The sequence below is a fragment of the Lysinibacillus sp. NPDC093712 genome (assembly GCF_050280025.1).
Classification (GTDB): Bacteria; Bacillota; Bacilli; order Bacillales_A; family Planococcaceae; genus Lysinibacillus.
Genome location: NZ_JBNNUU010000002.1, coordinates 994,225 through 1,006,059, shown reverse-complemented (window position 1 = coordinate 1,006,059; position 11,835 = coordinate 994,225). Strand labels below are relative to the sequence as shown.

Below are 11,835 nucleotides of genomic sequence, written 5' to 3'. Positions count from 1 at the left end.
TTAAAATATAAGATGATAAGATTTTTCTCATATAAAGTAAAACGGGATTGTAAGCGATTTACTTTAAGAAAAAGAGTGAGTGTCGATTACTTATCGACACTCAATTTAAAGAACTTATTTCAAATCACGAATACCGTTAATTAATTCTTCCGTAATAGCCTTACCGAACTCTTCGTAAACTGGCTCAAGCTCAGCTTTAATAGCGTCTTTTTGAGCAGTTGTTAATTCAATCACTTCAATACCAGAGTTCTTAATGTTTTCAAATGATTTTGCGTTTTCTTCAGCAGCTAATTCCCATGCTAAAGTTGTAGCTTCAGCTAAAGAATCCTCAACTGCTTTTAATAAATCAGCAGGGATCTTTTCCCAGAATGGTTTATTAACAAAGATTGCATAGTCAAGACGACCGTGTTCAGATACTGAGAAGTACTTTTGAACTTCTTGGTATTTTTGTGTATCGAAGTTGTTGAATGTGTTTTCTTGTCCATCAACAGTTCCTTGTTGAAGAGCAGCATATGTCTCACCGAATGAAATCGTAGCTGAGCCAGCATGTAAAGCTTTAAATTGTGCTTCAAGTACTTTACCTGCCTGTGCACGGAATTTTAAACCTTTAAAATCTTCAACATTGACAAGCGGATGTTTGTTATTAGAAAAATGTTTAAAGCCATTTTCCCAGAATACTAAACCTTTAATATCATTTGCTGCTAATTGATCTGATTCAAGAATTGTCTTTGCTACATCAGATTCAAAGAACTTGCGAGCATGCTCTGCATCTTCAAAAAGGTAAGGCATGTCCACGTACTGCCAACGAGGGTCAATTTTCACCATTTTGGTAACAGATGGTGCAATCATATGTACGTTTCCAGATACTAAAGCATCAAGCTCGTCATTATCGCCATATAATTGAGATGATGGATAAACTTCAACTTTTACTTTACCTTCTGTTTTCTCATCCACTAATTTTGCAAAAGCTTCAGAAGCTTTCCCCTTAACACTATCGATTGATGTTACGTGAGAAAATTTAATAACAAGTGGTTTTTCTTTTGTATAACCACCATCTCCTTCAGCTGCTGGAGCAGAAGCTGGTTCTTTTTTATCACCACTACATGCAGCTAATGCAAGCATAAGCACAGTTATAAGTGACATTAAAAGCCATTTTTTCATTTCAAATCCCCCTTAAAGTTTTGATTATAGTTAAAAGGATTCCCTTTAAACCCAAGTTAGTGACGTGATTGGTTTTTTGGCAGCGCAAGAATGTATTTCTTGTTATAACTTTTGGCGTAATAATCATAGACTGGTTCAAATGCTGACTCCCATTTATTAACATCCTCATCTGTGAAATAATGAATATTGATGCAATCACAAGCTTCCATTTCTTGCAAACGTTCTGCTGTAAGATTTTCTGCAAGTTGCCATTCCCATTCCTGTACTTCTGCAAGTGTATCGATAAGCAATGTTTGAACATCCTTCGGTAAGGACTGCCAAAATTCATTGTTCATGAGTAGTAAATAACCTAAATAACCATGATTACTAATTGTTAAGTAGTCTTGTAGGGAATGTAGATTTTTACTAGTAATATTCGTGAGTGTATTTTCTTGTCCATCTACATTTCCTTTTTGTAATTGATGGAAAACGGTATTGAAATCTATTCTCTTTGGATAGGCGCCAACACTAGAAAACTGCTCTGCTAAAATATCACTTGGCATAATACGCATTCGTAAGTTTTTTAAGTCAGTGATATCTTGAATAGGGCGGATACTATTACTGAACTGTTTAAACCCACTATCCCAAACCCCAATTGAAAATAAATTATGGTCATTTAATTTCTTCATTAAAGATTGACCAACATCACTATCAACGTATGTATGCACTTCATCGGCATTTTTAAATGCATAGGGTAAGTCCATAACTGACCACTCAGGTACGAGCGTTGTAATCTTTGAAATAGCTGGTGCAATCATTTGAATATCTCCACGTAAAAGTGCATTCATTTCTTCACCGTCTTTATAAAGAACCCCATTTGGAAAGACCTGAATTTCTACATGACCGTTACTGCGCTGTTTAATAAGTTCGGCAAATTTGATTGCCGCCATTCCTTTTGGTGTGTTTTCACCAACTACATGTGAAAAACGAATGACTATTTGTTCTTCATGACTTAACTGCTCATTATCAGTAGGATAATCTTGTTGCTGACAGGAAACTAACAGAACTGTCAGTAAAATGAGAACGCTAACAAATTTCTTGTTAAGATCATTGCGCCACATACAAATTCACCTCTAATCTATTTAAGATGTGAACGCTTCTTATTCTATTGTAAATATTAAATTACACAATATTATGGTATTAATGAACATTTTGGTATTTATGGTATATAACAATTTATTATTTTGGAAAACTGTTACAAAACAGCTTCAACGCTATTTTTGTAAATACTATGAGGGTAGCTTCTATATAAAGAAAGAATCTGCTAACCTTCTATGGGAAATGAAAGTAAGCAAGGTGTGATAGGCAAAGTGTATACAGATGCCTGTTGCTTTCCCATGAAAAGTGAGCAGATTCTTGGTATTTGGATATTATTGGAATGGTCAGCAAAATAGAGTGATAAAATACCAATTCATTATTATTTAATAGAATAGTATTTAGTTGGCCGTCCAACAGTTCCGTATTTTAATTCAATATGCACAGTACCTTTTGTAGCTAAAAAGTCTAAATACTTTCGTACAGTTACTCTTGCCATTCCAACATTTTGTGCAAGCTGTTCAGAAGTAATCGGTGCTTGATGTGTCGTTAAGTATCCTAAAATTTGCTCCATTGTAATGTTATTTAAGCCTTTTGGAAGTTCTAATATTTCATGTTGAATACCTAACCATTGATCAATATCCTCTTGATTAATAGTAGCTGTACTTAGTAAATTTTTTGTAGAGTTTTTATATTGTAGCAAAGCCCTTTCAAAGCGATCAAAACGAAATGGCTTTATAAGGTAATCGATTGCACCTAGTCGAAGGGATTCTTGTACAGTAGGGGCATCTCGAGCAGCTGTAATCATAATAATATCCGATGGAATACGTTGTGCTCGAATTTTTAGAAACAATTCCATTCCTGTCATATCTGGTAAGAACATATCAAGTAAAATAAGGTTTGGTTTTTGAATAATGATTTTTTCATATGCATCACGTCCATTGACCGCCTCTCCTATGAGTTGGAAGCCGCTCATTTTATTCAAAAATCCTTTGTTTACCTCAAGCACCATTGGATCATCTTCTACGATAAAAACTGTGATTTTGCTCATTGTTCTTCTATCACCCCTATATTAATTGTAATTGTTGTGCCAATATGAACAGTGGATTCTACTTGAATCGTGCCATTATTGGATTCGACAATTTGTTTGACAAGTGCAAGTCCAATGCCATGTCCTTCTTTTAGTTTCGTACTAAATCCGTAATCAAAAATTCGGTGGGGTATACCTTCAATACCTTTACCACTGTCCTGTACTTCTATAATTAAATAATGCTTATCACCAATGATTGTTAAGTGAACATCCTTGTGTTCACATTCAAAGCAAGCTTCCATTGCGTTGTCCAATAAGTTGCCAATGATTGTAATAATATCGCCACTCGATAAGCCACTCATAAAATCAACAAGATTAGATTCTTCATCAATTGTGAGTTCAACACCTAGTTCCTTAGCACGTGAGTATTTGCCGAGTAATAAACCTTGAATTGAATAATCCTGAAATTTATCATGCAAGCTTTGAATTAGTTCCTCTTCATCCGTTATTTCATCGATAATGAGTCTTAAAGCATCGTCATTGCGCTCCAATTGTATAAGCCCAGCAATACTATGGAGACGGTTCATGTATTCGTGTTGCTGTGCTCGCAAGGAATCGACGAGCATTTTAATACCTGTTAATTCTTCAGCAAGCATATTTGCCTCTTTTCTGTCAGTTAACATGATAAGATAGCCAGCATTTTGTTCCATAATACGAATGGGAAATGTCCGAACTAAATACATTTGCTCGTACATTAAAAGTGGTCGATAGATCTCATGCTGTTGAATGGTGTCTTCAGCAAGCCAAGTGTCTTTAAACAAAGTTTTTCTAGAAACTTTATGTCCAAAGTAATGCGTATACTGACGGGCCAATCGGTTAATAAATGTTACGTTTCCACTTTCGTCTGTAGCTAAAATGCCTATATCCATCGCTTGAATAATCCCTGAACGTTCTTCCACTAAACGAGCGATTTCGTAAGGTTCTAAGTTAAAGGTTTGACGCTTTAAATGGTTAGCAACCCAAACAGATCCACCTAACCCTATTGCTAGACCCCCAAAAAGAGATACTAAAATATCAAATTGATATTCGTCTAGAAGGTCATACCATTTTGGTGCTAGTAGCCCAACGGTAATAACACCGACTTGCTTTGTGCCTTCCTCGTTCATAATTGGTACGAATGCTCGTATAGAATAACCAAGTACACCACGTGCTTTAGATATGTATTCATGCTGTGAAAAAGCTTCTATTTCGTCGCCCCCTTCAAAAACGGTACCAAGCTTACTTTCAGAAGGATGTGAATAACGAATGCGTTTCATATCGATGATGACAATATAATCAACATCTGTTGTTAATCGAATGCGTTCAGCAATCGGTTGAATAATTTCAAATCCCTCTTGAGTACCTACGTTTTTTTGTACTTCTGTAAGCTGAGAAACAGTTCTTGCTATAGCTATTGCACGGGCACCAAATTCCTTCTCTAAAGCACCAGCTAAATTATGAATCATAATTGCCCCACTCGTAGTGATAGAAAAAATAACGATAATGAACGAAAATATAAACATTTTGAGTCGTAATGATATGTTTTTCATAACAATGAAAAGGAATGCCAGATTAGCAGCCTTTTATTAATTCATCACCTCTATCTTGTAATATTTCAATATATAGCAAAATCCTATTTTAATGGAGACAAGCAAAACCCATTTTACTAGCAATGAACTAGGACTATCATTCTATAATAAAGTACCATAAAAGAATAGCTTGTTGTAATACAATAACAGCTATAAAGTATGTGTTTTAATTGTGTGCTATAACAATTTACTTTCTTATATCACATAAGTATTAGGAAATAAATAGGAAGTGGTATAGAAGTTTAGTTTTTTATAAATAAAAATTTATATTTGAATAATAAAAAATAATTGGCTATTTATCTTTGGAATGCCGTTATACAAGATAATTTGAAGAAATAATTTACATTTAAATAATATAATGGTTTAACTTACTTATCTTATAGACACTTCAATTTTTTTGCGCAAAGAAAATTTGCTTTGTTATCGTTTTAAAATTCTCTTTCGTTCTTAATATTTCTGTATGTCGATTATTTCTATTTTTACGTAACAGACTAATTACTATTTTTTATCTAGCGGTCTTATAGTGAGAAGTATTATTTTTTTATGTGAAATTAAATATGCATTTAATTATTTTAAGATAGTTTTTTTGAACCGATAAAGTACAGTAGAAAAGTAATATTAGCTAAAAAATGTTGATGTTATTGTCCTGTAAACGCATTTTTTCATAGGGGCTGTAAGGATTTCTGTATTATTAATATATAGTGAACGATAAAAAACTTTTTGGAGAAATAATATTTTTTAGAAAAACATCTTGCATTTGAATAATTATAAGTGGTAAATTGTTTTACATGGACGTTCATAGAATTTTCACAGGTAGCAAAAGAGGGGAGAAATGAGAATTTATGAATAAAAATAGATGGTTAATTGCATTATCTGCAATCGCTATTCACCTTTCAATTGGTGGAGCTTATGCATACAGTGTATACAAGCTGCCGATTGTCACAGAAATGGGATGGAGTGAAACGAAGGTTACGATTGCCTTTACAATTATGATGGGGCTTGCAGGTTTTTCAGCAGCGCTATTTGGTAGTTTAGTAGAAAAAATGGGTCCACGTAAATCTGCTATGGTAGCTGCTGTGCTGTTTGGAGCAGGACAAGCAGGAGCAGGTGTTGCGATTTCTATGGATTCTGTAACATTGTACTGGCTAACTTACGGCTTACTTAGCGGATTAGGTATGGGTATTGGTTATATCGCACCTGTATCAACATTAGTTAAATGGTTCCCGGATCGCCGTGGTTTAGCAACAGGTATGGCTGTATTAGGGTTTGGTTCGGGTGCACTTATTACTGCACCAGTAGCAGCGAACTTAATGGAAGCAGTCGGAATTTCTACAACTTACTTTATTTTAGGGGCATGTTACTTCACGTTAATGATTTTAGGGGCTTCTTATATAGCACCGCCAAAACCAGGTTATATGCCTGCGAATATGAAAGCGGCTGCAGAAAAAGGCAAGAAAGTAGTGAAAACAGACTTAGCTGTTATGTCAGCTCGTGAAGCTGTGAAAACAAAGCATTTCTGGATGTTATGGTCAATGCATTTAGTAAATGTAACAGCGGGTATTATGATGATTTCTGTAGCATCTCCGATGGCACAGGAAATTGTAGGTTTATCAGTTGCGGGTGCCGCAGCAATGGTAGGAGTAATGGGGTTATTCAATGGTGGTGGCCGATTAATTTGGGCTGCTGTGTCTGACTATATTGGTCGTCCAAACGTCTTTGTTATTTTCTTTACAGCACAACTTATTACATTTATCGTATTACCACATACGACAAACGTTATTATTTTCCAAGCACTTATTTTCTTAGTAGTTAGTTGTTACGGTGGTGGTTTCTCAAACCTACCTGCATTCGCAAGTGATCTATTTGGTACTAAGCAACTTGGTGTCATCCATGGTTATTTACTGACAACTTGGTCATTAGGTGGTGTATTCGGTCCACTTCTAGTGAGTACTATTAGAAATGCTTATGACAGTTACATTCCTGTCTTTTATATATTTGCAGGATTGATTGCCATTTCATTTATTATTTCAATAACGTTGCGTGCTGATGTACGTAAACAAACAGCGTTAAAAGCAGCATCACAAAAAGTTGGAGACGTCTCCGCTACACAATAATTTTCACTTTCAATTCGCACTTGAAGGTATAGCCGTATTAGTGTCATTTCGCATATGACGCTAATGCGGTTTTTATTTGTAGCGCTTGTTATACAACACTCGATTAATCTTCGTCTAACATATAACAGCAGTTGTCTGATGTCAATAACATTATGGTAAATAAAGTGATTTTGCTACTAAAAGAGAATTTTTGCAACGATATTCTTTTATTGATGACAGTACATACCTGTGAAAATAATCAAAATTATAGTAAATGAATGTGTTCATTCCGTTTGCCTGTTGAAAGTAACAAGAGTTAGTGAATCTTTTCGTGACATGCAACGTATATAAGGTAATAAAAAGGAGGAGATGTAAATGGGGAAGTATTCATTGAACGACTTCGTAAATACGACACAACAAAATGATCATGTAAACGAATATTTTGAGTTAGAAACGGAACGTGTACTAGAGATTAACTTAGATGGTGAGGTCTGGTCGAAAATGGGGGCTATGATTTCATACATAGGCGATATTAAGTTTGAACGGGAACGTGTTTTAGAGCATGGTCTTTCAAAAATGTTTAAAAAGGCACTGACAGGCGAAGGAACGCAACTTATGAAAGCAAAAGGGAAGGGACGTCTCTATTTAGCCGATCAAGGGAAAAAAGTGACTATTTTTGATTTGAAAGACGAAAGCATTTGTGTAAACGGAAATGACTTATTGGCATTTGAACCAACTATAAATTGGGACATTCATTTAATGCGTAAAATGGCTGGTATTATGTCTGGTGGATTGTTTAATGTAACATTACAAGGAAGAGGTAAGGTAGCCATTACGACTCATTTTGAGCCATTAACTTTATTAGTGAAGCCTGGTGAGACGGTTTATACAGATCCACATGCTACAGTAGCGTGGTCAGGCAATTTAACACCTGAATTTAAAACAGATATTAGCTTCCGTACGTTTATTGGACGTGGAAGTGGTGAATCGATTCAAATGGCTTTCTCAGGAGAAGGGTTTGTCATCATACAACCATATGAAGAGGTCTATTTGTCTGGTGAAAGTTAAAAGAAGCGCTACGGTATCAGTAATTCACAGGTTGCAAAGAAGCAGGGACAAAAGTGAAAAAGTGTTAGATTGACTGCCATCAATCTAACACTTTTTTTGCAATGCCGTTGATGTCCGCTACGGCGGTTGCTTTCCGCGGGCACACCGTAAGCCGCAACCCTCGCTAACGCGCGGCTTGTTGCGTCTTACGCTGCGTGCGTTCCCGCAGGAGTCACCGCCTCCGCTACCATCAACTAGTGCATTCTTCTAACATATTTTAAAGTTTTGTCCTGGCACCTTTGTCGTTGCCAATCGAATCGAGTTATTTATAATGCGGCGTTCATTCCTGCAATTCGCCCCGTTACGAGCGCAGACGTAATATTGTAGCCGCCTGTATAGCCATGAATATCCAAAATTTCACCACAGAAAAATAAACCTGACTTTTTCTTGGACGCCATCGTTTTCGGTTCGATTTCTTTTACAGATACGCCACCACCTGTAACAAATGCTTTGTCGAGAGATTGCGTACCACTAACAGTCATTGTGAAATGAACTAGTAGATGTGCTAGAGCGCGGATTTTTTCTTGAGATAATTCAGTGCCAGTCATTTGAACATCAATGTTTGCACGGTCACATAAAAATAATAGCCAGCGTTCAGGTGCGACACCTTTCCAAACGTTTTTCACAGCTTTTTTCGGTTCTTCTTTAATAAGTTTATTTAAATATTGCAAACATGTTTCTTCATTGTAGTCCACAAGTGTTTGAATTCGCATTGTGACAGGCTCGTAACCGGTTTTCATCAACTCTTTGACAACAAATTGACTACAGCGTAAAACGGCAGGACCGCTTAATCCAAAATGCGTAAAGAGCATGTCCATTTGATGTGTTACAAGTGGCTTGCCTTTTTTATTGAGAACTGAAACCGCAACATCTCGTAATGCTAGTCCTTGGAGCTCTCTTGTTTGAATAAACTCTTCCTTCGATAAAATTGGTACTTCTGTTGGAAATAGTGTAGTTACATTGTGGCCAGCTCTCTCAGCCCAAGGATAGCCGTCACCCGTAGAACCTGTTTGAGGGACTGCCTTTCCTCCCACTGCAACAACAACGGCCTCACATCGTACTTCTGTACCATCTGCTAAGCGCACACCAAGAATTTTTTCTTCATCCATTAATAACTTGTTAACAGGTGTATTTAAGCGAACTTCAACATGTAGTCGCTGCAATTGACGAATTAGTGTATCGACGACATCTTGCGCACGGTTTGACACAGGGAACATACGACCATGATCTTCTTCTTTTAATGCAACACCTAGACCCTCAAAAAAGGCAATAATATCTTCATTGCTATAAACAGTGAATGGGCTATATAAAAAACGACCGTTGCCGGGAATATGTTTAACAATTTCTTCAACAGGGAGTCTGTTCGTTACGTTACAACGCCCACCTCCAGAGATTGCGAGCTTTTTACCAAGCTTTGTCCCTTTTTCTAGTAGTAAAACTTTCTTTCTTCGTTCTCCAGCAGCGATGGCAGCCATTAATCCAGAAGGGCCACCACCAATAACGATTACATCATACATATATGTGAGCTCACTTTCTTTTCATTTTTAGGAACTTTTCCTATTATACATGAAGTCTATATAGAGAGCGGCTACTTTACATTGAAAATTATAATAAAGTGCATTATAATTTTTTATCTATAATGACAAATGACAGCATGAAATGAATGGCTATTCGTGCTATGATGGTAGTGGTTATGCACTAAATTATGAGGTGAAAAAATAGATGTGCGGATTTATTGGCTATATTAATGGAACAAATGTGATTGATCATCACCAAACAATTGAAAATATGATGAATACGATTATTCACCGTGGACCGGACAGTGGTGGTATTCATAGTGACGATAAAGTAACGTTAGGTTTCCGTCGTTTAAGTATTATTGACTTATCAGACGTGGCAAATCAACCTCTTTATAGCCCAGATGGCGACATCGTGCTTGTTTTCAATGGGGAGATATATAATTTCCAAGAGTTACGTGAAGACCTTCAAGCAAAGGGTCATACATTTAAAACTAAATCAGATAGTGAAGTATTAATTTTTGGCTATATCCAGTACGGTGTAGAATTTGTTAAACAGCTTCGCGGAATGTTCGCATTCTGTATATGGGATAAGAAGAATGATTTACAATTTATCGCACGTGATGGCTTCGGTATTAAACCGTTGTACTATACGGAAAATACAACGGATGGAACATTTATTTTTGGTTCAGAAATCAAATCTTTCATGCCACATCCGGCTTTTATTAAAGAATTGAACAAAAATGCATTACGTCCTTACTTAACATTCCAGTATTCTTCAATGGACGAAACATTCTTTAAAGGTGTGTACAAATTACCACCAGCGCACTATATGGTCATTCAAAATGGACAAAAACAAATTGTGCAATATTGGGATAAAAAATTCCATGCTAAAGAAGCGCCAATTGAAAAATATGTGGAAAATATTCGTTCAACAGTGAAAGAATCTGTAGACGCCCACCAAATTAGTGATGTAAAGGTTGGTTCTTTCTTATCTGGCGGCATTGACTCAAGTTATATTACATCATTATTACGTCCTGATAAATCATTCTCTGTCGGTTTCTCTGACTATGAAGATATGTTCAATGAAACAAACTTAGCAAAAGATTTATCAGATACATTAAACATTCAAAACGAGCGTAAATATATTTCGGCGGATGAATGTTTTGAAGCATTACCAAAAATTCAATGGCATATGGATGAGCCACAATCAAACCCATCTTCTGTACCGCTTTACTTCCTATCAGAGCTAGCGGCGAAGGATGTAACAGTAGTCCTTTCAGGCGAAGGTGCGGATGAAATCTTTGGTGGCTATTCTTGGTACCAAAACTCAGGTAGAATGCAAAAATACGAGAAGGTGCCATTCGGTATTCGAAAAGCATTACGTGGTGTTGCAGAAGCGTTACCTAAAAACCAGTACACGCATTTCCTTGTAAAAGGCGGTCAAACCGTAGAAGAACGATTTATTGGAGAAGCGGTTGTTTGGGATGAGGAAGATGCATTAAATGTCCTAAAACCTGACTACAAAAACGGTCCTTCTGTCAAAACGATTACAAAACGTATTTATGATGAAGTACCAGGTGATGATGATATTACAAAAATGCAGTATTTAGATTTGAATTTGTGGATGCCTGGAGATATTTTATTAAAGGCTGATAAAATGAGTATGGCGCATTCTATTGAATTGCGTGTACCGTTTTTAGACAAAGAAGTAATGGAACTAGCAAAAGACATTCCATCAAAATATCGAGTAAATGATATCGATACGAAATATGTGCTTCGTCAAGCAGCGCATCAAGAGTTACCAGAAGAATGGGCAAAGCGTCCAAAGCTTGGATTCCCAGTACCAATTCGCCACTGGTTGCGTGAAGAAAAGTATTACAATATGGTGAAGGACATGTTTACAACAGACTTTGCCAATGAGTTTTTTGATACGAAACAATTAGTTGGTTATTTAGATGAACATTATGAGGGCAAAGCAAATCGTGGTCGCTATATTTGGACAGCTTATGTGTTCTTAGTATGGTATAAACAATTCTTTGTTGATATGTAACATAGAAGTAGCAGTTCAAAGAATCTATCTGATTTTTTGAACCGCTATTTTTTTCGGAATGTGCTAATTATTTGACATCAAATGAATCGATTGAAGTTTGGGATTTTGGTTCGAAAATTTTTCAGCGTAATTATGCATCTGTTTTCTATTAAATATGTTAAGATAACAGTTG

General features: G+C 36.2%; 8 protein-coding genes. 3 read left to right on the top strand and 5 right to left on the bottom strand.

Annotation, left to right across the window (positions count from 1 at the left end; translation table 11 throughout):
- Positions 1 to 114: 114 nt before the first annotated feature.
- The 4 genes from ACQKNX_RS12440 to ACQKNX_RS12425 all read right to left on the bottom strand — a co-directional run bounded on the left by ACQKNX_RS12440 (position 115) and on the right by ACQKNX_RS12425 (position 4,770).
- A complete protein-coding gene (locus ACQKNX_RS12440; protein ID WP_427429129.1) occupies positions 115 to 1,161 on the bottom strand; it encodes a DctP family TRAP transporter solute-binding subunit in 1,047 nt (348 codons plus the stop codon).
- Positions 1,162 to 1,217: 56 nt separating this feature from the next.
- A complete protein-coding gene (locus ACQKNX_RS12435) occupies positions 1,218 to 2,261 on the bottom strand; it encodes a DctP family TRAP transporter solute-binding subunit (protein ID WP_427429128.1) in 1,044 nt (347 codons plus the stop codon).
- Between the two features lie 356 nt (positions 2,262 to 2,617).
- The gene (locus tag ACQKNX_RS12430; RefSeq protein WP_427429127.1) at positions 2,618 to 3,286 is read right to left on the bottom strand and encodes a response regulator; all 669 of its coding nucleotides are present in this window, start codon (positions 3,284 to 3,286) and stop codon (positions 2,618 to 2,620) included.
- Positions 3,283 to 4,770, bottom strand: coding sequence for an ATP-binding protein (locus ACQKNX_RS12425; protein WP_427429126.1), 1,488 nt, complete (start codon positions 4,768 to 4,770; stop codon positions 3,283 to 3,285). The genes ACQKNX_RS12430 and ACQKNX_RS12425 overlap by 4 nt, the downstream gene beginning before the upstream one ends.
- 965 nt (positions 4,771 to 5,735) lie before the next feature.
- On the opposite strand from ACQKNX_RS12425, the gene ACQKNX_RS12420 reads away from it, so the two are divergent.
- Positions 5,736 to 7,007 carry an L-lactate MFS transporter gene (locus ACQKNX_RS12420; RefSeq protein ID WP_427429125.1) on the top strand — a complete coding sequence of 424 codons (1,272 nt, stop codon included), beginning with the start codon at positions 5,736 to 5,738 and terminating at the stop codon, positions 7,005 to 7,007.
- A 354-nt stretch (positions 7,008 to 7,361) separates the two neighbouring features.
- Positions 7,362 to 8,054, top strand: coding sequence for an AIM24 family protein (locus tag ACQKNX_RS12415; RefSeq protein WP_427429124.1), 693 nt, complete (start codon positions 7,362 to 7,364; stop codon positions 8,052 to 8,054).
- 305 nt (positions 8,055 to 8,359) lie between these two features.
- On the opposite strand, the gene ACQKNX_RS12410 is transcribed toward ACQKNX_RS12415, so the two are convergent.
- A complete protein-coding gene (locus ACQKNX_RS12410) occupies positions 8,360 to 9,610 on the bottom strand; it encodes an NAD(P)/FAD-dependent oxidoreductase (RefSeq protein ID WP_427429123.1) in 1,251 nt (416 codons plus the stop codon).
- A gap of 205 nt (positions 9,611 to 9,815) precedes the next feature.
- On the opposite strand from ACQKNX_RS12410, the gene asnB reads away from it, so the two are divergent.
- Positions 9,816 to 11,663 (top strand): asparagine synthase (glutamine-hydrolyzing), encoded by a 1,848-nt coding sequence (gene asnB / locus ACQKNX_RS12405; protein ID WP_427429122.1) that lies wholly within the window; start codon positions 9,816 to 9,818, stop codon positions 11,661 to 11,663.
- The last annotated feature ends 172 nt before the right edge of the window (positions 11,664 to 11,835 follow it).

Coding starts and splice junctions, on each gene's coding strand:
- ACQKNX_RS12440 (WP_427429129.1), bottom strand. CDS start 1,161: ATGAAAAAATGGCTTTTAATGTCACTTATAACTGTGCTTATGCTTGCA.
- ACQKNX_RS12435 (WP_427429128.1), bottom strand. CDS start 2,261: ATGTGGCGCAATGATCTTAACAAGAAATTTGTTAGCGTTCTCATTTTA.
- ACQKNX_RS12430 (WP_427429127.1), bottom strand. CDS start 3,286: ATGAGCAAAATCACAGTTTTTATCGTAGAAGATGATCCAATGGTGCTT.
- ACQKNX_RS12425 (WP_427429126.1), bottom strand. CDS start 4,770: ATGATTCATAATTTAGCTGGTGCTTTAGAGAAGGAATTTGGTGCCCGT.
- ACQKNX_RS12420 (WP_427429125.1), top strand. CDS start 5,736: ATGAATAAAAATAGATGGTTAATTGCATTATCTGCAATCGCTATTCAC.
- ACQKNX_RS12415 (WP_427429124.1), top strand. CDS start 7,362: ATGGGGAAGTATTCATTGAACGACTTCGTAAATACGACACAACAAAAT.
- ACQKNX_RS12410 (WP_427429123.1), bottom strand. CDS start 9,610: ATGTATGATGTAATCGTTATTGGTGGTGGCCCTTCTGGATTAATGGCT.
- asnB (WP_427429122.1), top strand. CDS start 9,816: ATGTGCGGATTTATTGGCTATATTAATGGAACAAATGTGATTGATCAT.